The sequence below is a fragment of the Shewanella decolorationis genome (assembly GCF_004354305.1).
GTDB classification, from domain to species: Bacteria; Pseudomonadota; Gammaproteobacteria; order Enterobacterales; family Shewanellaceae; genus Shewanella; species Shewanella decolorationis.
Genome location: NZ_CP037898.1, coordinates 2,164,240 through 2,187,681, shown reverse-complemented (window position 1 = coordinate 2,187,681; position 23,442 = coordinate 2,164,240). Strand labels below are relative to the sequence as shown.

The 23,442-nt window shown below is 48.4% G+C and carries 21 protein-coding genes; 10 read left to right on the top strand and 11 right to left on the bottom strand.

The genetic code is table 11. The annotated features are described in order from the left end of the window. Positions 1–150 precede the first annotated feature (150 nt). Positions 151–1,587 carry an RCC1 domain-containing protein gene (locus EYR25_RS10010; protein ID WP_133179795.1) on the bottom strand — a complete coding sequence of 479 codons (1,437 nt, stop codon included), beginning with the start codon at positions 1,585–1,587 and terminating at the stop codon, positions 151–153. 3 nt (positions 1,588–1,590) lie between these two features. Then, a complete protein-coding gene (locus EYR25_RS10005) occupies positions 1,591–2,952 on the bottom strand; it encodes a hypothetical protein (protein WP_243729966.1) in 1,362 nt (453 codons plus the stop codon). 207 nt (positions 2,953–3,159) lie between these two features. Here EYR25_RS10005 and rihA point away from each other — a divergent pair, with 207 nt between their 5' ends. The 3 genes from rihA to azu all read left to right on the top strand — a co-directional run bounded on the left by rihA (position 3,160) and on the right by azu (position 5,692). Beyond that, the gene (gene rihA, locus EYR25_RS10000; protein WP_133179791.1) at positions 3,160–4,116 is read left to right on the top strand and encodes a pyrimidine-specific ribonucleoside hydrolase RihA; all 957 of its coding nucleotides are present in this window, start codon (positions 3,160–3,162) and stop codon (positions 4,114–4,116) included. A 19-nt stretch (positions 4,117–4,135) separates the two neighbouring features. Next, positions 4,136–5,047 (top strand): ribokinase, encoded by a 912-nt coding sequence (rbsK, locus tag EYR25_RS09995; protein WP_133179789.1) that lies wholly within the window; start codon positions 4,136–4,138, stop codon positions 5,045–5,047. 168 nt (positions 5,048–5,215) lie between these two features. After that, complete coding sequence (gene azu, locus EYR25_RS09990; RefSeq protein WP_023268608.1) at positions 5,216–5,692, top strand: azurin; 477 nt, start codon at positions 5,216–5,218, stop codon at positions 5,690–5,692. A gap of 143 nt (positions 5,693–5,835) precedes the next feature. On the opposite strand, the gene EYR25_RS09985 is transcribed toward azu, so the two are convergent. Then, positions 5,836–6,141, bottom strand: a complete 306-nt coding sequence (locus EYR25_RS09985; protein ID WP_133179786.1) for a DUF3622 domain-containing protein — start codon at positions 6,139–6,141, stop codon at positions 5,836–5,838. Between the two features lie 352 nt (positions 6,142–6,493). On the opposite strand from EYR25_RS09985, the gene EYR25_RS09980 reads away from it, so the two are divergent. After that, positions 6,494–7,759 (top strand): glycerophosphodiester phosphodiesterase family protein, encoded by a 1,266-nt coding sequence (locus tag EYR25_RS09980; protein WP_133179784.1) that lies wholly within the window; start codon positions 6,494–6,496, stop codon positions 7,757–7,759. An 83-nt stretch (positions 7,760–7,842) separates the two neighbouring features. Here the strand turns inward: EYR25_RS09980 and EYR25_RS09975 are convergent, their stop codons facing one another. Together EYR25_RS09975 and EYR25_RS09970 are read right to left on the bottom strand one after the other, a co-directional pair. Next, a complete protein-coding gene (locus tag EYR25_RS09975; protein ID WP_011624046.1) occupies positions 7,843–8,409 on the bottom strand; it encodes a phosphoribosyltransferase in 567 nt (188 codons plus the stop codon). 312 nt (positions 8,410–8,721) lie between these two features. After that, the gene (locus EYR25_RS09970) at positions 8,722–10,488 is read right to left on the bottom strand and encodes an alkaline phosphatase D family protein (RefSeq protein ID WP_133179782.1); all 1,767 of its coding nucleotides are present in this window, start codon (positions 10,486–10,488) and stop codon (positions 8,722–8,724) included. Positions 10,489–10,758: 270 nt separating this feature from the next. Here EYR25_RS09970 and EYR25_RS09965 point away from each other — a divergent pair, with 270 nt between their 5' ends. Both EYR25_RS09965 and EYR25_RS09960 read left to right on the top strand, forming a co-directional pair. Beyond that, a complete protein-coding gene (locus EYR25_RS09965) occupies positions 10,759–11,184 on the top strand; it encodes a CBS domain-containing protein (RefSeq protein WP_037414382.1) in 426 nt (141 codons plus the stop codon). Positions 11,185–11,265: 81 nt separating this feature from the next. Continuing rightward, positions 11,266–11,871, top strand: a complete 606-nt coding sequence (locus tag EYR25_RS09960) for a DUF4274 domain-containing protein (RefSeq protein WP_133179780.1) — start codon at positions 11,266–11,268, stop codon at positions 11,869–11,871. A gap of 17 nt (positions 11,872–11,888) precedes the next feature. Here EYR25_RS09960 and EYR25_RS09955 read toward each other — a convergent pair whose 3' ends face one another. After that, positions 11,889–13,250 (bottom strand): MATE family efflux transporter, encoded by a 1,362-nt coding sequence (locus EYR25_RS09955; RefSeq protein ID WP_133179778.1) that lies wholly within the window; start codon positions 13,248–13,250, stop codon positions 11,889–11,891. 327 nt (positions 13,251–13,577) lie between these two features. Between EYR25_RS09955 and EYR25_RS09950 the strand changes: the two genes are divergently transcribed. Continuing rightward, entirely contained in the window at positions 13,578–14,492 is a 915-nt protein-coding gene (locus EYR25_RS09950; protein WP_133179776.1) for an alpha/beta hydrolase, read from the top strand. Between the two features lie 93 nt (positions 14,493–14,585). On the opposite strand, the gene EYR25_RS09945 is transcribed toward EYR25_RS09950, so the two are convergent. Continuing rightward, positions 14,586–15,068 carry a cupin domain-containing protein gene (locus tag EYR25_RS09945; RefSeq protein WP_133179774.1) on the bottom strand — a complete coding sequence of 161 codons (483 nt, stop codon included), beginning with the start codon at positions 15,066–15,068 and terminating at the stop codon, positions 14,586–14,588. A gap of 148 nt (positions 15,069–15,216) precedes the next feature. Here EYR25_RS09945 and EYR25_RS09940 point away from each other — a divergent pair, with 148 nt between their 5' ends. The 3 genes from EYR25_RS09940 to EYR25_RS09930 all read left to right on the top strand — a co-directional run bounded on the left by EYR25_RS09940 (position 15,217) and on the right by EYR25_RS09930 (position 19,117). Next, positions 15,217–17,379 (top strand): TonB-dependent receptor plug domain-containing protein, encoded by a 2,163-nt coding sequence (locus EYR25_RS09940; protein ID WP_133179772.1) that lies wholly within the window; start codon positions 15,217–15,219, stop codon positions 17,377–17,379. Then, positions 17,379–17,840: a TlpA family protein disulfide reductase gene (locus tag EYR25_RS09935; protein ID WP_133179770.1), complete on the top strand. Its 462-nt coding sequence runs from the start codon at positions 17,379–17,381 to the stop codon at positions 17,838–17,840. Before EYR25_RS09940 ends, EYR25_RS09935 begins: the two co-directional genes overlap by 1 nt. A 368-nt stretch (positions 17,841–18,208) precedes the next feature. Next, complete coding sequence (locus EYR25_RS09930) at positions 18,209–19,117, top strand: GGDEF domain-containing protein (RefSeq protein ID WP_133179768.1); 909 nt, start codon at positions 18,209–18,211, stop codon at positions 19,115–19,117. 84 nt (positions 19,118–19,201) lie between these two features. On the opposite strand, the gene EYR25_RS09925 is transcribed toward EYR25_RS09930, so the two are convergent. The 4 genes from EYR25_RS09925 to EYR25_RS09910 all read right to left on the bottom strand — a co-directional run bounded on the left by EYR25_RS09925 (position 19,202) and on the right by EYR25_RS09910 (position 23,433). Then, entirely contained in the window at positions 19,202–21,388 is a 2,187-nt protein-coding gene (locus EYR25_RS09925; RefSeq protein ID WP_133179766.1) for an OsmC domain/YcaO domain-containing protein, read from the bottom strand. Between the two features lie 214 nt (positions 21,389–21,602). After that, positions 21,603–21,842: a hypothetical protein gene (locus EYR25_RS09920; protein ID WP_133179764.1), complete on the bottom strand. Its 240-nt coding sequence runs from the start codon at positions 21,840–21,842 to the stop codon at positions 21,603–21,605. A gap of 102 nt (positions 21,843–21,944) precedes the next feature. Beyond that, on the bottom strand, positions 21,945–22,334 hold the full coding sequence (locus tag EYR25_RS09915) for a ribosome recycling factor family protein (RefSeq protein ID WP_133179762.1): 390 nt from the start codon (positions 22,332–22,334) through the stop codon (positions 21,945–21,947). 205 nt (positions 22,335–22,539) lie between these two features. Beyond that, positions 22,540–23,433, bottom strand: coding sequence for a LysR family transcriptional regulator (locus EYR25_RS09910; protein ID WP_133179760.1), 894 nt, complete (start codon positions 23,431–23,433; stop codon positions 22,540–22,542). Positions 23,434–23,442 lie beyond the last annotated feature (9 nt).

Here is a 23,442-nt window from a genome sequence, read left to right as displayed (position 1 = left end):
ACAGTTAAAAAGATAAATGAAATGATACTTATACAGTCACTAAAACTGTAAAATAGCAAATAGCAGCCAAAGATAGGGTCAGTGATGGATTAACAAGCTGGTGAATGGATCTTCACCAGCTGATGTATGCCCTACATGCCCAACAATGAGTTAGTCAAATGACCAATTGATTTTACGCTGCGGCCTTGCCTGACTCAAAATCGCCTGCCGTTGCTCTGGGGTTTCACATTGGGCAGCGGGGGTAAATTCCAGCGGCTTAATCACCAAGGAATCTGCTGGTTGCACTGGCGACTTGTCGAACATGGGCAAATTCATCGACCAAGAGACCCATTCTCCCTTTTCGCTAATACCAACATAACCGTCATTAGCCTGCGCTAACCACGTGAGGCGCGGAATGCGCTCGATCAGCTGCTCGACATTTTTAAGGTTTGCCCGGTAACCGACGGGTACCACTTTGCCGTCGGGACGCGTAAACACAAAGGAGGCAGACCCTCGAGTAATCACACTGCCTTGCTGCCAATATTTATTGAGGATCTCTTGAGCATCATGAAACCCAAACAGATAGGCATAATCCGTATCGTCGGCGAGAATTTGTGGCGTAGCATTGTCACGCAGTAGCAAAAAACCAGTGCCGACGCTGATAATCTCCTTCACCCCTGTGATATCGGTTTTCTTGATCCAATCGACGCCACAGTTAATGCCATCGCCCCAAAAATGGGCGTCACCTGTTGGGCTTAAAATCGCAAACGCACAGTTATTTGCTGTGAGACTCACCACATCCTTAAGGGCGCTGCGGATAGGATAAGTATCACTGCGCCAGCCCCAACTCACCACTGAGCCATCTTTTTTTAAGGCGGCATAGGTGTGTTGAAAATATTCGAGCTTCGCTACATCCGTAAGCTGCGGGAGTAACTTTTTCATATTGGTCGACTCTTCAACCTGCCCCCAAACCACGGCACTGCCGTCTTTTTTAAGGGCGACAAAACTGCGCCCTTTAGCAAAGATATCGACCACATCGACTAACTCATCCTGCACCTGCAAACTATTGCCGCCGTAAGGCCCGTAGCCCCAAGTATGCACCTTACCATTGGCATCGAGTGCGGCTATGGCCTCTCGGTTGGCGAATAACTTAGTGATATTGGTCATGCGCGCTTGCAATGCCTTGTCCAGACTCAACTTGCCCGCATTGCCCCAATACACCACTGCGCCATCTTGGCGCAGCGCGGCAAATCCATCCTTAACTGGGACGATTTGCTTTACTTGCTTAAGTTGTTCTGTCACCTCGCGGCTATCGCCACCGGCAAAACTATCGCCCCAAGTGATGACGTCACCCGACTTAGTTAATGCGGCGAAGGCCGTGCTATTGGTCACCACAGCATCGACTGCAGCTAAATCGCAGGGAATATGGCGATAATTAGGATTTGCCTCTTCCTTAAACTGGATAAGCTTGCCGTTATCAAATTGCAGCAAGGATTCCTTTTCATTTTCGACTACAGCTACGGGTTTAGGCTGGCTACAGGCGGTTAATTGCAACGCCACTAAGGCGGCCACCAATGCCAATGGGCGTGAGATAGAATAAGACTGCATTACTTATTTCCCTGTATTTGCTGAAACTTTGGTTACTGGAACTTTGGTTACTGAAAACGCTGATTGTTGAACGGGTTGCGCTAATTGGTCTGATATCGACTCGAGTAGCGGCTTGAGTTCGTACACAAAACCCTGAGTCGTATTTAAGCGAGCTAAAAGCACTTGAATTTGTGTATCCAGTGCCTGCGCGCTCGCTTGACTGAGGGTGTCGAATACCTTCACCTGTGTTAAGGCTGATAAAATTAGCCGTTGAACTGGGCCGATAGTCTGCCCCGCTTGGCGATCAAACTCGGTGTTGTCGAGCACTAATATCACTAAGTAGAGTAAATAATCGAGGCGCACAGTAAAATCGACGGGGCATTGCTTTTCATCCGCCAGGCCAAACTTTATCACTTTGGCCTCACACAACGCCTTCAATGCCGCTAACTTTTCTGCGGGTAATTCCAACGCAAAGGACAACTGCTTAGTACGCGTTATCAAAACAAAACTGGCTAAAGTTTTAGCCGACAGCGCCTGTTTACTACGGGCGAGCATCGCCAGCGCCAATTCGTGAAATCCTAATGAACTCAAGCGATAAAAGCTTATCATCGCAATAGATTCATCTACGGATTCCAGCTTTTTTTTGCTCGGTGAAGTTTGCATTTGCTCGAATAAATCGACCAAACGCGGATAGAGCTCAGGGCAATAACCTATATGCTCAGCCGCTTCCCAGACTAGGATATTCGCAGCAGGATGCTGGCGATAGGTTTCAAGAAAACAGATAATCCCGGTGTAATCCTGTTGCTGCCCTAACCGCTTGAGTTTTGGCAGATAACGAAACTCGACCCAACGAACTCTTAATAAATTCAAACAGAAATAACTGACAAACAAGCAAAATATTAAACCTGCGATGCCAAAACCAAAATCCAGTTTGGCGCGATCGCGGGTTAACTCAAGATCGGCGCTCGCCCGCGTTGGCGTCTCGGGAAGATAATGCACAACACTTTGCCCGTAGTTGGGCACTAATGCGCCAGGGGTGTCGCCCTGCGGCGGCCGTAATTGATAGGTCGCTTGGCAATTCACGCCATCGAGCTCCCATTGACGGACGAGCTTGCCTTCGGCGGTGCGATACTCAACCAAACAAATCAATCTTTGGTGATAGACGCCCGTCGAACTGCGCTCACTGCGATAGGTGGTCTCAATCACTTGGCCAATGGCGACAGCGCCACGCTCTTCAAGTTGATTGACCAACAACCACTTTTGCCCCCCTTCCCAGAGGAACAAAGTGACTAAACTAAAAAGCAGAAGAGGGATACAAATTAAGAATATTTCTAACCACCCCAAAAAACGTGTTGGGGCACTCGCAGTTAATTGACTAGGATTCATCAACACGCCAGAACGTCCTTATCATTCCATGATCGGTAAGGCATTAGAGAACTTGATTCTGCCTAAAGCGGGGCGCTATTGTAGCAGCTTGTTGATAGAAATCAGAAAATGCTCACAGTTTATTGTAAAGACACTATGAGACTCACCGCCTTCAAGCTTTAGCGTGCTATTCTAAGCCTCCATTCCGCTGTTTAAAGGAGTAACAGTATGAGTCGCCCAATTATTTTGGATTGCGATCCCGGCCATGACGACGCTATCGCGCTCATTTTAGCCCTCGCCCATCCAGAGCTAAGCCCTCTGGCCGTGACCACCAGTGCCGGCAACCAAACCCCAGATAAAACCCTCAATAACGCCCTGCGGATCTTAACCCTACTCAATCGCAGTGATATTCCGGTCGCGGGCGGTGCGGTTAAACCCTTAAGCCGTGAGTTAATCATTGCCGACAATGTTCACGGTGAAACGGGGCTCGATGGCCCTGCACTGCCTGTACCGAGTTTTGAGCCGCAAGCAATCAGTGCTGTCGAGCTAATGGCACAAAAAATCCGCCAAAGCGATAAACTAGTAACATTAGTCCCCACTGGACCACTCACCAATATCGCGCTGCTGCTCGCCAGCCACGCCGAGTTACACGCCAAGATTGAACGCATTGTGTTGATGGGCGGTGCAGCGGGTGTCGGCAATTGGACGCCCGCCGCCGAGTTTAATATTTTTGTCGACCCAGAGGCGGCCGATATTGTGTTTAAATCCGGTATTCCTATTACCATGTGCGGCCTCGATGTAACCCATCAGGCACAAATCATGGATGAAGATATCGAACGTATTCGCGCCATTCCTAATCCCGTGGCTAAGTGTGTCGCCGAGTTGTTGGATTTCTTTATGATTTACCATAGAGATCCTAAATGGGGCTTTGTCGGCGCGCCACTGCACGACCCTTGCACTATCGCTTGGTTACTCAACCCCGCGCTGTTTGATGCCCAAGACTGCTGGGTCGGCATTGAAACCCAAAGCGAATTAACACTGGGGATGACGGTGGTCGACCGCTATCAACTGACGGGCAAACCCGCGAATGCAACAGTGCTATTTGGCATTGATAGACAGGGTTTTGTTGACTTGTTAGTTGACAGCTTAGCGGCCTACACACCAACCTATCTCAATCGCAGATAAACTTAAGAGTGAACCTTCCATGAGCCAGATCCTCGTTATCGGCAGCGCTAACGCCGACCATGTGATGAACTTTGAGTATTTGCCCGTTCCCGGCCAAACCTTAATGAGCCGAACCTATCGCTTGGAACATGGCGGCAAAGGTGCTAATCAGGCGGTAGCCTGCGCACGTTTATGTCAAGAAGATGCCGAGGTCACCTTTATCTGCCATCTCGGTCAAGACAGTATCGGTAACGAGATGCGGGCAAGTTGGCTCAAGGATGGCATTAAAGCCGAAGGTATCACCCAAGTCGCCAATATGAGCACAGGCACGGCGATGATTTTTGTCGCCGATAATGGTGAAAATGCCATAGGGATCGCCGCGGGAGCCAATGCCCATCTAACCCCTAGCGAGTTAGAGAAGCATTACGCTCTATTTGCCAATGCGCAATTTCTGCTGATCCAGCTTGAAACGCCAGCAGAGACGGTCAGAAACGCACTGCAAACCGCCAAACAACTCGGTATTACAACCGTACTGAATCCGGCTCCAGCCGCAACGCAGGAACTGGATTATCTCAAGTGGGTGGACATTATTACCCCAAATGAAACCGAGGCCGAGGCCTTAACGGGGATAGAAGTCACAGACGAGGAAAATGCCGCACTGGCGGCTCAATGGCTTCACCAACAGGGCGTAACGACTGTGGTGATCACCTTAGGCAGCAAAGGCGCATTTATCAGTAGTGCGGGTTTTACCGGGTTAATTCCAGCTCTTGAAGTGCAAGCGATAGACACAGTCGCCGCGGGCGATACCTTTAATGGCGCCTTAGTGGTGGGTTTAAGTGAGGGTATGTCAATTGCCGCGGCCGTCGGGTTTGCTAATGCCGCCTCGGCCATTACCGTTACACGTGAAGGCGCCCAGCGCGCGATTCCCTATCGCCACGAAGTCCAACGTTAGCCCATGAGTGCGGCAAATTGTCGCACTTAACCTCTTTCATACTAAAGTGCTATATACATAATTTACATACTGAATTCATTCCCATTTAATAAATTCAGCCTATTCTGACATGCGCATACTTGAGTCACATCGGCTCAAGCCACCTTGTTCAGAATAAGGAAGTATCAGATGAAAGCGAAAAGCACCACTTTACGTAATATGACTAGCGCTAGCTTACTCGGCCTAGGATTATTCGTCGCCAGCCAAGCGAGTGCTAACGAATGTGAACTCAAGATTGCTGCGACTGACGCGATGCAATTTGACACTAAAGAGCTGTCTGTTCCTGCAACGTGTAAAGAAGTGACCCTCACACTAACGCACACTGGCACTCTGCCCAAAGCGGCCATGGGCCACAACTGGGTATTAACTAAAGCCGCTGATATGTCTGCCGTTGCGACCGATGGTATGAGCGCTGGTGCCGATGCGGCTTACGTTAAAGCCGGTGATACCCGTGTTATCGCTCATACTGCATTAGTGGGTGGTGGGGAATCAACTTCGGTGACCTTTAGCACCGCAGGCATGAGTGCAACTGAAGTTTACCAGTTCTTCTGCAGCTTCCCTGGCCACTGGGCGATTATGCAAGGCAGCTTTAAAATTCAAGGCTAATCCGATTGCCTAATGCTCACTTAAGCGAACACCTTAAGTGAGGCAACAAAAAGCGGACCTCTGGTCCGCTTTTTGTTGAATGCTAATGGCTCACAAGCCAGTTTGCCTTCGAGATGTCTTCTGAGATCTATTTTTCGGGCGAGTTATTCTTCGCCGAACTCGTCTTCATCATCAAAATCATCGGCATCGGTTGCCGCTTCTACAGCTAAAGCCGCCGCTAATTTGGCCTTAGCCTGTTTCTCTGAGCGACGCTTGTTGCGCTCAGCTAGCGTGCCTAAAAACACTTGCAGCTCGGCTTGACCCCAAGCTTGTGCCTCAGCTTCGGTCGCAAAACCGTCATGGCTTTTCGACACTACCGTCTTAGTCGACGTCATACGACGGGTGATTTCCGTCTTCCAACCATTTTCAGCTTGAGTGACGCGAAAATCGTATTTTTTACCCTTGCTCATTCTGCTCTATTTCCTAAATGATGCTTGCCACGTTTGTCTTATCAAGCGATACAAACGCCATCATAAAACAAAAGGAGCGCAGTTTACTTGATTTCGGCACAGAAAGATCGCTTGCAAGAAAATTTTCATACTTAGCACTTTCACACAGCCGTAAAAATCCCAAAAATCACGCGGCATGCTAGATGATTTCTCGCCCTAATCTTAGTCCTAAGCTCAGTATCAAGCTAGCGTAAAAGCGGCGGGCAAACGGTATCTTTTCTTGTTTTGGTCATAAAACTGCGCAAATTTAGTCATCTAGCAATTTTAGAGTGTGAGGTGAATCCATTTACAACAACTCAATTTAGGAAAGAAGATGAACACCTCCTCAGTAACACTCTGCATACTGCTCGCCAGTACGGCTCTGCTCGCAGGCTGCAACAGCGATAACAAAGATAACGACACCACACCGCCCGCCAAACTGGTGCCCGCCCAAGTCGGTGAGCGACCACTGTTTTTAGTGCGTCAAATGCAGGACAGCAGCTTAAAAACCCGTTTAGCCCAGTGCGAAACCGACCATTTCTATCGTAGCGATTTTGCCATTGGTCATCGCGGCGCGGCGATGCAATTCCCTGAACATACGAAAGAATCCTACCAAGCGGCCATTGACTCTGGCGCGGGAATCCTCGAGTGCGATGTGACTTTTACTGCCGATAAAGCCTTAGTCTGTCGCCACTCCCAGTGCGATCTCGCTAGCACGACCAATATTTTGGCCATTCCCGAACTTGCCAATAAATGTTCAGTCCCCTTTACGCCCGCCGATGCGGCCAATGGCGTTGCCGCCACTGCAACCTGCTGTACCAGCGATATCACCCTCGCCGAATTTAAAATGTTAAAGGGTAAGATGGAGGGCGAGAACCCCAAGGCCGCCACTGCCGAAGAGTTTATGAATGGTACGCCTAAGTGGCGCACGGATCTCTATGCGGGCAATGGCACCCTGATGACCCACGCCGAGAGTATTGAGATGTTTAAAAAGGCTGGCGTAAAAATGACGCCAGAGCTAAAAGCCGCCAGCGTCGCCATGCCCTTCGATGGCTTTACTCAGCAGGAGTATGCCCAAAAGATGCTCGATGAATATACTGCGGCAGGCGTCGATGCCTCGCAGGTCTTCCCCCAATCCTTCAATTTAGAAGATGTAAAATACTGGATTGCTAACGCTCCCGAGTTTGGCAAGCAAGCGGTGTATCTGGACGATAGATATGATATTCACACGGGCTTTGACCCACAGGACGCCGCCACTTGGTCGCCCTCAATGGCTGAGCTGAAAGCCCAAGGCGTGCAGATTATCGCGCCGCCACTCTGGGTGCTGGTGACCTTAGATGCGGATAAAAAAATCATTCCATCGGAATATGCCAAAGCCGCGAAAACAGCGGGACTCAAGATTATCACTTGGACCTTAGAACGCTCAGGATTATTGAAAGATGGCGGTGGTTGGTATTATCAAAGCATCACAGATGCCATTGATAATGAAGGTGATACCTACGAGTTGCTCGATGTGCTAGCCAAAGATGTGGGCGTGATTGGCGTGTTTTCGGACTGGCCGGCGACTGTGACTTACTATGCCAACTGCATGGATTTATAGGCCCAATAAATAGGCTCTATTTCAAAACCGAAAACAAAAAAGCGTTAGCAAAAACTGCTAACGCTTTTTTTAACAGATTCTTTTTACTTAAAAAGATGCTGAATATTTTTTAAATCGCCCTTACCTTCGGCAATTTCTTCCGGCGTTAAGCCCGTCACTTCGTGTGGGAACACTAACCAGTCTTCAGAGGCATGGATATAGTAATCAGGCTTTAAAGGCACAGCGGTATTCTTTGGCTTGTAATAAGGGCAAGCGATACGAATGTCCTGCGGCATGTTTAAACGCATCAGTTGGCTTAACTTTTCCTTCAGCGCGTGGATGCTACGGCCAGAGTCAAACACATCGTCCACAATCAGTAAGCTATCGCTAGCATTCGCATTTTCAACAATGTAATGCAGACCATGTACTTTGATTTCTTTGCTTTGCTTGTCGGTACCAATACCGTAGTAAGACGAGGTACGCACGGCGATATGGTCGGTTTCAACCTTCTTAAAGTCGAAAAACTCTTGTACCGCGATCCCGATTGGAGCACCGCCACGCCAAATACCCACGATAAACTGCGGACGAAATCCACTCTCATAAACCTGTGAAGCTAATAGAAATGAATCTTCGAGCAGTTGCTGTGCGGTAACGAAATATTTTTCTGACATGACACCGATCCCCATCTTAATTATTGATTTTAGGTGTTAAAGCTCGCGCTTTTACCTAGTAAGGTCTGTTCGGCGTCCAAAACACGAGAACAGCATTCTCTTCATCAGAGTCCTAGCAAGTGTAGGCAGCCGCCGAATTTTGGGAGCGAATTTTATACCAAAAAAAACCGCCGTGCTGCAGTTATAGTCATAAGTTGCAGGTGAACGGCCGTTTATTTTGCATTTTTAGGACGGAACTAACAAAAAGCGTACAAAAAAGGCCACCCAAAGGTGGCCAACAAGGAACGAGCTAAGCAAAAGATGGAGCTTGGGTTAGCTCACAGGGTTGATAATGTGTTCACCGACCTTAGTCATGGCGCTGTAGCTGCGGCTGGTCGACTCTTCAAATTCCTTCGCCAGAATCGTGCTGACATAATGCCAGTCGCTACGCACCGCTTCTTTAGTGAAGGTTAAGGTCATAAAGCCGCGATCTTTAAGGTTGGTGTATTTAAGATCTGGCACCAGATCCACGATCGCCGCCTCGGTCGCGGGGATCTGCTCCGCTGGCAGATTTAAGTAATATTCCAAACCAGGTGATGACACTGAGCTTGTGGCAAACTCCACCCCCACACTATCACCGTTAACGTCTTTTAACTCATTCGCCCAGGCGTTATGGGTGTCACCCGCAATCACCACTAGGTTATGATTTTTCGATTTAGCAGTGCCTAAAATCACTTCCCTTTCATAGGCATAACCATCCCATGCATCCAAGTTATAGGGAATAGATGGCAGTTGCAGCAGGGCAATCACTTCTGGCGTTAACAAGGCTTGATTGGCCTGTAAGTACTGTAATTCCGCTGCCGTTAGGGTTGGATCATTTGCTGCCGCGCGAGCGGCTAACTTCGCCAGCGCCCCAAGCATGGCATATTGCGGAATGCTCATTTGCTGGGTAGCGATCGCCGCAGGCAGGGACATCTTGCCCATCAGGATCTGTTGGCCTAACACCTGCCAGGTGCCCGTGGCTTGCAATAAAGTACCCTGCAGCCAGAGTAATTGGGTTAAGCCTAGCATGGTGCGCGTGGTCGATGTCACATCGGCAAGGAAACGCTCCCCATCGAAGGCGCCCGTGCTGGCATCCATATAATCGGCGTAATCGAGCTGCTTATCGCGGGCCAAAACGCGCGTGTCCAGCATATGTAAGTCGACTAAGTTACCGTAACTGAAGCTGCGGTAGATCTCCTCATGGTTACCCTCGCGCCATGGACGGATTGGCAGCCACTCGAAGTAGGCCTGTAGCGCGGCTTCTTTACGGACCGCAAAATCCCCTTCGCCTTCGTTGTGGTTCTCGGCGCCATCACGCCAGGTATCGTTTGCCACTTCGTGGTCATCCCATACCGTAATAAATGGCACTTTCGCGTGCAATTTTTGCAGGCTAGTATCTGAACGATACTGGCCATAACGAGTACGGTAATCGCTAAGCGTCAGCAGTTCGTTGGCGGGTAACACTTCACGGCCAAGCTCTGCCGCATGTTCACTGGCATAGCCGCCACGGGCATATTCATAGATATAGTCACCCAGATGCACCACAGCATCGAGGTCATCCTGCGCCGCAGCCAGTTCATACACGTTAAAATAACCAGCAGGAAAGTTAGCGCAGGACATAACGGCGAGTTTTACCGAACTCACTTCGCCCTCGGGTAAAGTGCGGGTCTTGCCCACCTCGGAGGTTTTTCCGCCTGTCATAAAGCGGTAAAAATAGGTTTGTCCCGCACGTAAACCGCGGGCATCGATTTTGACCGTGTAATCACGGTTAGCATTAGTGACCATCTCCCCAGTGGTCACTAATTGTGAGAATGCCGCGTCACTGGCGACTTGCCAGCTCACTTTAACATCCCCAGCAGAATCTGGCGTCACACGGGTCCAAAGGATCACCGCATCCTGCGCTGGGTCACCGCTGGCGACACCATGTAAAAACTGCGCGGGCACAGAGTTATCATCATCACTGTCACTACACCCCATTAGGCCGTAGGAAATCACTGCGGCACCAATACCTTTGGCTGATATTGCTAAAAAATCACGACGAGTCACGGTTCGTTTCATTATTATTATTCCTTTCTAAGATGAGGGTTCACTGGTATGAGGTCTAATGAGGCCCCGATTGTGAGATATCACTGTTACACATTTGTGACATCTTTGTCAGCCTTTTATGATTTCTTTTAATTCATAGCCTTATACTGAATAGCGTACTTTATTTGTACAGCACTGGCACAAGCTATGATTAAGCTGCTAACATCGGATCAGTGGCAAATCGCTCAGATTTTGGCTCATGCTGAGTCAAACCAGAGCATTGTTAAAAAAGGAATTTATAGGATGAAAGTCAGCGATATTATGAGCACAGAGGTCATCTGCATCAGCGATGGTGCGAGCCTTAAAGATGCCCACCACTTAATGCAAACCCGCGGCGTACGTCATTTACCTGTGATATCCGAAACCGACGGCACATTAGTCGGTATTCTTACCCATAAAAAGATGATCGCCAGCGTATTGTCTATGTTGAATAAATACGGCCAAGGCGCATTGGATCGCAAAGAACGCTATACCCCCATAGCGACTGTGATGGACAAAGACTGCCAGCAGTTAACTGCGGATGAGCCCTTAACCGTGGTGGTGGAATACTTTATCGATAATAAACTCGGTTGCTTACCCGTAGTGGATAACGATAAGAAAGTATTAGGGATTGTCACCTCATCCGACTTTATTAAGCTCTGCCGTACCTTGCTGCAACAGCAAGCTTAACGCCTAAGATTTTCCCAATTTCTCGCTAGCCCAGTTATCAGGGCTGGCGAGAGCCATTATTTAAAAATCCCAAGGACGCCCGTGGCCAAGTTATTAACCCAAGAACAATTTATCCGCGCCTATGAATGCGCCGAATTAGGCTGTATCGCCAATCAACAACGACTCGCCCAATTGCTCGCCGATCCCGATTATGACGCTTTACATGAATACAGCGCTTACTTTGGCAAAGCGGCGACACAAATCACCTGTATCAGTGACTTACAAAGTATGGAGGAATTGCATTTTGTCGCGGGCAACTTAAATTGGGATGACCATGATCCCGATATGGTCAGAGCGATTATCGAACATCCACTCTGTGATGCGGGTACCGCCTTATTGCTCTACTGGTACGGACAAGGCTTTTATTACTCCACACCACAGAGGCTCGACACGCCTTTTGGACAGCAATTCAAAACCATCACCGAACGGTTTGTTGCGCGCGGCTATACCAGTTATAAAATCCATTTTGACCCGATTAAAGAATGTTTTATGCCCTCATTGGATGATGTCCTCACCAATGGATATCAAATTCCTGGTGCGCTTTTTGCCCCTTACAGCACAATGGAAATCGAAACCGATGAAGGGCATCCAAGGTATCTGCAATTTAAAAATGAGCAGCTGAAATCGGGCAAATGGGGCAATCAATAAGGGTTGACCTTTTAGGTTTAAGCTGAGGTTGCTGGCGGAATACGGGTAAAACGCTGCCAGCGACCCGAGCGCCAACGGAGCACCATAATCAAGCCTCGCACCCATTCATCGGCTGCAACCGCAAGCCAAGCAGCCAGCACGCCATAACCTAAGTGCAGCCCAAAGAACCAAGCCAATAACACGCCAATTCCCCACATGCTAAACAGGCCAACCCGCACCGGAAACGCCACATCCCCCGCGCCTTTTAATGCCGAAATAATCACCAGATTAAAGACTCGGCCGGTTTCCAGCGCGATAGAGCCCAATAGCAGAAGTGCAGTAAGTTGAATCACTTCAGGGTTTTCACTCAGCCAGCCCACAATGGTAAAGCGCTGCCAATAAAAGGCTAACACTATGGCGAGGGAGGCAATAAAGCCCACAAGGCAATACTTCTGCACCCGTACAGTAATCTCATCGAACCATTGTTTACCGACGTAGTAACCGGTTTGAATTTGCGCCGCCTGCCCGAGCGCCACCGCAAAACAGTAAATAAAGCGGCTGATATTCAAGCCATAGGTATAAGCCGTTAAAGAGAGCGTGCCCATCTGACTAATAAAATAGATGATGGTCATCTGCGCCACATTGTAGGACAGCATTTCGCCCGCATTAAGCAAACCTATGCGCATCACGCTCCAATAGGTGCTGCGCGGCAATAATTTAAGTCGCTGCATTGGCAGCGGAATATGCTTACTGCGGATCACCGCCAGCATAATCAAGGCACCAATCATCTGGCTGGTGACAGTTGAAATCGCCACACCAGTTACCCCATAAACTGGCAAACCAAAGGGAGAATAGAGGGCAATATAGTTACCGAGCACATTCATCAACCCCGTGCTAGAGGTGACTAACATGGCGGATCGAGTAAAGCCGTAGCTGCGTAAGATGGCGGCAAAGGCGATGTTCATTACCAGCCCGATACTCAAACTGCCGCAGATCAGCAGATAATCGTAACCATAGCCCGCAACCTTAGGCTCTAACTCAAATAAACCGATAATGCCGTGGGCACCGAAAAACATCGATGCCCCCATAACCACGGCTAAACTTAAACTTAAGGCCACGCTGGCCACGCCAATATCGGTCGCTTGCTGCGTCTGCCCCGCACCATTATTTTGGCTGATCAGAATGCTGGCGCCCGTGCTCACCATCATGGACATCACCATCATAAAAAACATCAATTGGGTGGTGAGTCCGACCGCCGCAACCGCATTATCGGAATAATGGCTCAGCATAAAAATATCGCTGATCCCGAGTAAGGATTGCAGCAATGTTTCGATAAAAATCGGCCAAGTGAGGGCAACAATGCCCATGCGTTGTTGCAGGGTTTTAGCTGGTGTGGCCACGTCCGATCCTTACCGCGGGAAGACAAGTGAAATAGCAATAGCACGCCAAGGCTGGCGAACGGTAATTTTCTTACATTTTTAGATTGTGCTCAATCCTTCATCAAGCCTAAAACCAGCCCCTGCAACCGTATTCATTGGGTGGAGCTCAATTCATTGAAGTCGAAAAACATCAGCAACGTCTCAATTAACAATCTTTAATCGACTGAAATAGCAGGGATTAATACCATATCACCCAATATACACTACCCTTTTTGATATTGAGCCGATACACTTTGCCGACCACAAAGGGCGATAAGCGCTCGCCGAATATATTCAGGGAAACTGCACATGAGCCAACTCTATTTAGAAGACGGAATTAAACAATTAGTGAGCGAGTTTATCGCCGCAGGTTGCCCTTCGGTCCGCGAGCAAAGCCTTGAGGAACGCCGCCAAGGTTACATCGCCAGCACAGTATTGGCAGGTGAGCCGGAGGCTGTGTTTGAGGTCAAAACCTTATCCCTTGAGGGCATAGAGTTAACCCTATTTAAGCCCTCGGCAGATAACAATTTACCCGTGGTTATTTACTATCACGGCGGTTGTTTTGTCAGCGGCGGCATCGCTACTCATAATCAGCAACTGCGTAAAATTGCCAATGATTCCGGTGCATTAGTGGTGGCGGTCAGCTATCGTCTCGCCCCAGAGCATGTGTACCCCGCAGCCCATGACGATGCCTTCAATGCGGCCAATCTCGTACAGCAACATTGCCAGCAATGGGGCGGCGATAACACTAATATCACTCTGATGGGCGACAGTGCCGGCGGCCATTTAGCCTTAGTCACTTGCCTACGGTTAAAGGCAAAGGGGGAATGGTTACCTAAAAAACAAGTGCTTATCTATCCTATGTTGGATGCGACCGCCAAAAGTCAGAGCTATATCGACAATGGCGACAAGTACATCATCACTCGCGATACGCTGCTCACGGGCTTTGATATGTACCTCGACTGGCATCCCAGAACCGATGTCGAAGCCAGCCCACTGCGCAGCCAAGATTTAGCCGGTTTACCCGAAACCCACATTATTACCGCCGAGTTCGATCCCCTGTTAGATGAGGGCGAACAGCTGTTCCGTAATCTATTAGATGCGGGCGTCAATGCCCATTGCCGCCGCTATTTAGGGGTGATCCACGGCTTCTTCCAACTCGCTGGCGTCAGCCAATCGGCGCGGGATGCCATGGTGCAGATAACCCACATTATTCGCTCTTAACCTCACTAAGCCGCATGTCTAGATAAAAGACATGCGGCGATTGAATCCATTCAACGAATAACCTATTGCATGATAACGCAATGATCTACTGCGCTATTTCACCTCTGGCCGACTTAATTTGTAGATGATTTCTTTATGCTGCGGATACATGGTCAACAGGGCTTCTTGGCTAAACAACTCAAAGTCATCGAAGGTAAAGCCAGGTGATACCATACAGCCCACCAGCGAGAATCCATCTTGATTCATCGCCGAACCAAAAATACAGCCCTTAGGCACTAAAAACTGTGGCCTTTCACCCGCGGCTAAATCGAGCCCTAACTGCGCAGTGGTTAGCTCGCCCTCGGGGGAAATCATGTAAATCGTCAGTGATTGACCCGCGTGGAAATACCACATCTCATCCGCCGTGAGTCGATGAAAATGCGACACTTCGCCTGTCCGTAATAAGAAATAAATGCTGCTCCACAGCTGACGACTCGGATCAAAAGCCGATTCTGATCGATAAGATGAACGGTAATAACCGCCCTCAACATGCTGCTCCAATTCTAAATATTCAATAAAATCATCGGCATTTTGCATCTTTACAACTCCATTTCATACCTAATTACCGCTTCAACACGGGCTAATACAATTTTTAAAAAGATGTTAGAACCATGATTGAAATCAAATAAAAATCATTCTCATTTACATACAATCCTGCCACAAATTATTTTACGGAGAAATGAGAGTGAAGCCCACTTACCTTGCCATCCTTTTAGCCGCAGTGCTACATCCCCAGTTGGCCAGCGCAGAAGATGTGACTAAACCTGAGCTGGAAAAAATCGAACGCATGAGCGTTGTTGGTGTAAGACAAAGGTTAGAGCAAGCGGGAACCTTGGCTAACACTATCATGAAGACCGAAGTTATCGACGCCAGCGTTATTGAAAACAAAAATGCCGTCAACCTCTCCGAAGCGATTGATAACTCTCCCGGCGTCAAAGTCTCCAACGAATGTTCCATGTGTGGTGTTAAGCGCATCATGCTCAACGGTATGAAAGGCGAGCAAACCACCATTCTGGTGGATGGCTTACCCGTACACACCATGATCTCTGGCTATTATGCAGTCGATGCAATTCCAACAACTGGGGTTGAGCGGATTGAAGTCGCCCGTGGTGCGGGCGCATCGTTAATCGCCCCCGAAGCCATTGGCGGCACTATTAATATTGTGAGTTATGAACCCACCGAAAACGGCGCAGAACTGGATTTGTCCGCCGGCGAAAATGGCTACCGTAAACTGGGTTTCCTCGGTAAAGGAGTCACCGAAGATGGCCGCACCCGCGCCACGCTTGTCGCTCAATATGATGATAGAGATCAAGCCGATGCGGACAATAACAAAGTCAACGAAGCACCGATGCAGGAAAACCGTAGTCTGACTGGCCGTGTGTCCCACGACGTAACCGATGCCGATAACTTGGTATTGCGCGTTGCCAATATCCAATCGGAAATTTTTGGTGGCCCTATGTTAGGTAGCACCTTTGCCGATGGCACAGCCTCCAGCATAGGCAACGTGTTATCCGGTTATGATGGCCAACCAAGCGACACGCAAAATCTGTTTGAAGACGGTGACGTGCGTAAACGCTATACCGGCAAAGCTTGGGAAACCACAGAATGGATTAAAACCGAACGTAATGAAGCCTCACTCGCTTGGCTAAGGGAATTTAGTGACGACTGGAACATGCACCTTGCCGCCAGCTACGCTGACCATAAACAAGATTCATTTTATGAAGGCTTTGATTACAGCGCCGATGACAAAATGTGGTTCTTCGATGCACGCTTTAACTATTTACTAAGCGAGAGTCAATTACTCACCTTCGGCGCCGACTTACGCACAGAAGAAATGCGCTCCCATTCCCGCTCTGGCAGTGCCAACCCTGACTATGTTTCCGACTCCTTTGACTATGATGTTAAAGGTCTTTATTTACAGGACACCTGGCAGGCGACAGAGTCTTTAGAAGTCGCTATGGCGCTGCGTTACGATACTATTACGGCCGATTTTACCGACCCTAATAAACCCGGCACAGAATTAGATGAATCGATCCTATCCCCGAGGGTTGATATTCGCTTACGCCATAATGATGAGTGGACCTCACGCCTATCCGCAGGCCGCGGTTATCGCGCGCCATTATCCTTCTTTGAAACCGACCACGGGATTTTAGACGGCTCACTCGGCTTTGATATTGATATCGACGAGCTAGAACGTTCCAACTCAGTTAACTACGCCCTGAGTTACGAAGGTGAACGTCTCACCTCGACCGCCTCGATCGCTTGGACCGAAGTCGAACATTTAGCGGCGTTAACCACTAACGATCATGGCATTCCATTACTCACTCAACTGGATGAAAAAGCGCGGGTTATCACTAGCGATATCGCCTTAGGTTATCGCTTAACCGATGATATGAGCCTAAGCCTTACCGCCGAACATTTTGATTATGACTCGGTATTCAAATCCTCCTATGCCATTGCGCCAGTTGAAAAACGCGTCACGCTCAGCATGGATTGGGATGTGAATGACTGGGAAATTTTTGCCAACCTAGTGTGGATTGGTAGCCGCGATCTCGCTGAATTTGGCTACGAAGGCTATAACCGTTTAGACGCCAATGGCCAAGTAGACCCTAGCTCGAAAAAGACAACAGATGCACCCGCTTATGTCACTGTGGATCTTAAGGTCAGTTATCAGCTTAACGATACCTTGTCACTCTACACTGGGGTCAGCAATCTATTTGACTACACTCAAGCAGGAGATGAAGACACACCGCTATTTTACGATGCAGAGGGCGCTTTCGACGTAGGCTATATCTATGGCCCACTGCGTGGCAGAGAAATCTATGCTGGCATCAAGTTTAGCTTCTAATGCGCTACATTTTTCTCCTTACACTATTGTGCTGCGCCCTGCCGTTATCGGCGGCGCAGCTCACCCGTGACTATCAGTTTCAAGCTTTGCGGAGCCAACAAGTAACAGATTTGTCGCATCTCGAAGGGCATGTCTCAGCATTGATGTTCTTCGAGCCGGAGTGCCCTTGGTGTATTAAGCAGGCAAACGTACTCAAACAACTGCATCAAAACTGCAATCAACCGATTCAGCCAGTAGCCTTGGGCGTCAATGGGGATAATCTAGCCTTAAAACGCGCCCTGTTTAGGCTCAATTTCCCCTTTGAAGCCTACCGCGCTCCGCCAGCTTTACTTAAGGAGATGGGCGGCATTCCCGCCACGCCAATCTTACTGCTGCTAAATGCCGAGGGAGAATTAATCAAAGGATATCGAGGCTTTATAGATGAACAAGAACTCAAAACTCAACTCTGTCACCCAAGCTAATGCTCCGTTTTTGACGCTTAATACCAATCGTATTAAATATCTGTTCATTCAGCGGTAGTTCAACGCGCTTGAGACAAGGCGAAGGCATAATGGTGCTCTGTCGAAAGCCTTAAACGCGGTATAAAGCGCGTTGCCATACAGTGAACATCAGCCGCCCTTCGGGAGCCACACTGGTATCCCACTGTAATAGCGTAACAAAACACCTTCAAATTTAAGCCATATTTAGCAAACATCAGATACACTTATTTTGTCATCCCGCAGTGTCTAATACGTAACCAAAAGCACACTTACACAAAGAATCACAGCAACACTGAAGAAGGGATGCTAACACTGCCACTGAAGACCTCGGCTATGGGGGAGTTGGTTTGATGATCAATATTGCGCAAATGGCTTTAGTTCTGCATTCTTTGCCCGATCCGGCTTTTGTGATCACCCAAAGCGGCCGTTATATTGCCGTTTTTGGTGGTAAAGATGATCGTTATTACCACGATGGAAGTGGATTAGTCGGCCTATATATCAGTGACGTATTACACGAAGAAAAAGCCAATTATTACCTCAGCATTATTGAACAAGCATTAATCAGCCGTAAATTGCAGATTGAAGAATATGAGCTCAGTAATAAGGATGTCAAAGGCTTATCCGATCAAGGTCCATCCGAACCCATCTGGTTTGAGGGACGCGTTCAAGCGCTGGATTTTCTTGTTGATAACGAGCCTGTCGTCCTTTGGGTTGCAAGTAATATGTCCAAACGCCATCAGCTTGAAGTCCAGCTACGGCAATTAAGCGATACAGACCAACTCACAGGACTATTTAACCGTCGCCGATTAGAGCGTGACTTAAACCTCCTATTCGATACCTATAGTCGCTACCATGTGCCTGCCTCCATCTTAATGCTGGATCTCGATCATCTAAAACAGATCAATGATCAGCTTGGCCACCATGCGGGCGACAATGTCATTGTGACCGTCGCCGATACCTGCAAGCAGCAATTCCGCAAAACCGACAGTGCCTACCGTTTTGGTGGGGATGAGTTTGTCATCGCCCTACCCGGCGTTGAATACGATCAAGCCATAGTGTTTGCAGAATTTCTCTGCGATTGCTGCTTCAAAGCACTACAAAAACACGCCGTAAATGGACTCTTTGCCACCGTCAGCATAGGTGTCGCCACCATAGAGGCAGACGATAAATCCTACGAAGACACCTTAAAGCGCGCCGATGCCGCGCTCTATCAAGCCAAGCGGGATGGCAAAAACCGCGTTATCGCCAATAGTGCTTAAGGCTGTATATCCGTGGCAAACGGCCATTAAAAAAGCGAACCTAGGTTCGCTTTTTCTACACATCAACTTCTTAGCTGTATGCTATTAGTTCGCCGCTTTGGCCTTGCGGGCGGCGTGCAGTTTTTTATAGCTTTCGATTAAGCGTAAATGCGGCTCAATTCCTTCGAGTTGCATGCTGGTCTTGGTTAGGCCGCTAAAGCGGATTTTACCTGTGACGCTGCCAACCACTTGTTCCATGACTTCCGCGCCAAACATGCGGGTAAAGTTATGGCTAAAGTCTTCGAGTTCAAGGTCTTCATCCAGCGTCACTTCCAGTACCGCGCTCATGGCTTGGTAAAACAGATTGCGCTTCACGGTGTTGTCGTTAAATTGCAAAAACTCACCGACTAATTCCAGCGCCTCTTCATGCGCACCCAGTGCCAAATAAATCAGGATCTTAAGCTCGATAATCGTTAACTTACCCCAGACGGTATTTTCATCAAACACAATACCAATAAGGGTACGAATATCGGTGTAGTTATCCAGCTGACTTTCTTCTAAGCGATTGACTAGGTTAACCAATTGCTTAGTGCTTAAGGAATGCAGATTAAGAATATCTTCACGGTAATCCAGCGCCTTGTTGGTGTTGTCCCAAATCAGGTCTTCTACTGGATAAACTTCAGAGTAATCAGGCACTAAAATACGGCAAGCCGATGCACCTAATTCGGTAAATTCGGCAACATACACCTCTTTACCGAGATCTTCTAAAATGCCGAATAAACGGTCCGCTTCCTCTTCGTTAGTGCCGGAGAAATCCCATTCGCAGAACTCATAGTCATGCTTGCTGCTAAAGAAGCGCCAGGAGATCACGCCCGTTGAGTCGATAAAGTGTTCGACAAAGTTTTCTGGCTCGCTCACCGCCATGCTGTTAAAGGTCGGTTTTGGCACATCGTTTAAGCCTTCGAAGCTGCGACCTTGAAGTAATTCGGTCAGGCTGCGCTCCAATGCCACTTCAAAGCTTGGGTGGGCACCGAAGGAGGCAAATACGCCGCCGGTTTTCGGGTTCATCAGCGTCACACACATGACCGGGAACTGGCCGCCTAAGGAGGCGTCTTTCACCACCACTGGGAAGCCTTGTTCTTCTAAACCCTTAATGCCCGCAAGAATGCTTGGGTATTTTTCTAACACCGACATAGGCACATCTGGCAAAACGATTTCTTGCTCGATGATTTGGCGTTTCACCGCACGCTCGAAGATTTCAGATAGACACTGGACTTCGGCTTCTTTGATGTTGTTACCCGCGCTCATGCCATTACTTAAGAACAGGTTTTCAATTAGATTCGATGGAAAGTACACAGTCTCGCCATCGGATTTACGCTTGTAAGGAATCGCACAAATACCGCGGTCACGATTGCCCGAGTTAGTGTCGATAAGATGCGAGCCGCACAGCTCCTCGTCGGGATTGTAAATCTCGAGGCAGTAGTCGTCTAACAGGCCCGCTGGCAGGGCGTCGTCTTCCTCTAGGGCAAACCATTTTTCATTCGGGTAATGCACAAACTCGCTGTTAGCGATTTCAACGCCAAAGAACTGGTCGTTATAGAAGAAGTTATTGTTTAAACGCTCGATAAACTCACCGAGGGCCGAGCACAATGCGCTCTCTTTGGTTGCGCCTTTACCATTGGTAAAACACATGGGCGATGCGGCATCACGGATATGCAGCGACCACACATTGGGCACGATATTCCGCCACGAGGAGATCTCAATCTTCATCCCCAGCTCAGCCAAAATGCCCGTCATATTGGCAATGGTCTGCTCTAGTGGTAAGTCTTTACCCAAAATATAGGTGCTACTATCGCCGCCAGGTTGACCCATCAGCATGGCATTTGCGTCGGCATCGAGGTTTTCAACGGTTTCGATTCTAAACTCTGGGCCAGTCTGCACGACTTTTTTCACTGTGCAGCGGTCGATAGAGCGCAAAATACCTTCGCGATCTTTATCCGAAATATCATCGGGCAATTCGACATTGATCTGGAAAATTTGGTTGTAGCGATCTTCTGGGTCGACAATATTGTTTTGCGACAAGCGGATATTGTCCGTCGGAATATCGCGTGATTTACAATATACCTTCACAAAGTAGGCCGCACACAGCGCCGAAGAAGCTAAGAAATAATCGAAGGGACTCGGCGCCGAGCCGTCGCCCTTATAACGGATGGGCTGATCGGCCGTGACCGTAAAATCATCGAACTTGGCTTCGAGTCTCAGGTTGTCGAGAAAATTAACTTTGATTTCCATTAAAATTTTTCCACTCAATATGCTCAAACGCGGTAATCGTATCCGTTACCGCACAGCATTGCCCTTGGGCGCTATCGTCTGGGGGGAATTATCGGTGTTTTTCGCCCATTAGTCTTGGGTTAATTATGTTAAAAAAGTACCAGCGGGAGTTTATGCCTTGAGCAACAAGCAAAAAGTGGGATTTATTGCGACATTCACTGAGGTTTGGCTAAGGTTACTCAGAACTGCCTTGCTTATCCGCTTCGCGTTTCACCAGTAAAAAAGTGAGATACATCTTGGTCGGCAGAGATAACGCCATGCCAAAGGCAACGCAAACGGCGCTGATAATAATGCCCTTAACACCCATGGCTTCGACGGTTTCATTAAAGTTATGCAGATAAATCCCAAGCACAATCAGGCACAGCCCTATGCTAATACAGATTTTTAAGAGGGTGATCAGCCTAACATCCGTCATGGTTTACGCTGCCATTTATAAAATTTGGCTAATATAGTGACCGCTTTAGCAGGCGCCTGTGTTGATGCAAATCAAAGGCAGTTCACTCTCGCAAGCAAAGCACTAGAGTTCGACCTCGAAGCGGGCAAGGCGTGCCTCGCTCATCGTGCATTGGGTTTGCTGCATCAGTTCGCCCAAGGTAATGGCGGGGTTTTGGTTGATCAGGCGAACCAATTTTGCGCCGAGTGGTTCAAGCTTATCGGCGTGTTGTAATAAGCCGCTATCGATCTTTTTGATCATAAAGGTAAATTCGGCAGCATCACTCTGGGCTGTTAACTCGGCGCAGCAGCTTTGAATGTCGATTGCCTGCCCTGTGATACTCCAATTACGGGAGCGGCGAATCCGCTTAAGCTCACAACCCTTTTGCACAGCAATCGCCTGCGCCCGCTTAACCGCCTCGCGGCCGATGCGATGGATAAGTGATGGCAAGGGAATACTAATATCATCGTGCATAGTGGTTAGATTCAGCCCTGCTTAGCGATAAAAATGATTGATATATAAGTGAATGATACATAATGAATTAGAGACATAAGTGCTTAAATACCGGAGTGGTTATCGGTATAACAACCGCTGCTTAAAACGCTTCAACATCAGCTCGAGCGCCACTTTAGCCGCGTTAAATTATCAGCGCAAATCAGCACGCCAGGTTTTAGCTCCTTTATGATTTACGGATAAACTCGGGATTAGCCGCGCACCATTGCAGCAATGCCTGCTGTAACTGCCGCAGCTTCTTGGAGTAATGGCTTTGTTTTGCATAGACCATATATAAATCATAAGGATATAAATACCATTCTGGCAGTAACCGCAGTAGTTTTTGCTGCGCTATATCCTGCTGCACTAAGTAATAGGGTAAACAGGCAATCCCTTGACCGCTCAAGGTTAACAGATGATTAGTCGCATAATTTGAGCTAATCACTGCGGGCTCAAACCCTTGGGTTACACTCTCGCCAGCGGCATGCTCGAGAGTCCACTGCGTTTCACCGCCCGAAAGTAGCGGATATTGGGGTAAATCCGCGGGGTTCACTAAGTCCGTCGCAGGTAAATACCCTGGCGCGGCCACTAACACATGGCTAATGCGCCCTAGGTATTTAGCGACTAAATTATCGCTATGTTTGAGTGTGGTTCTTAAGGCAAGGTCAAACTGACCAAATTCAACATCTTGAATATCTTGCTCAAAACAAAATTCAAACCGAACCTGAGGAAAATTCGCCATCAATGGGATCAATAGCGGCGCTAATAGGGCTTTCCCCAACTCTGTGGGAGCGGTAAATCTTAAACGGCCACAATCATCCTCAGTTAAATCTTGTACTAAACGCTCGGCCTCAGCGGCTAATCTGTCGATTTCACAGGCTTTGGAATACAAGGTTTGCCCCGCTTCGGTCATCGAGACCCGGCGCGTGGTGCGATACAACAACTGGCAGCCCAGCTCATCTTCCAAGGCTTTAACATGGCGAGACACTAAGCCCTTAGAGGCCTCAAGCTGCTCCGACGCCGCACTAAAGCTCTGCATTTTTACAACCATCATAAAGGATTGAAGATGCGTCAGGTTCATTGATTAAAT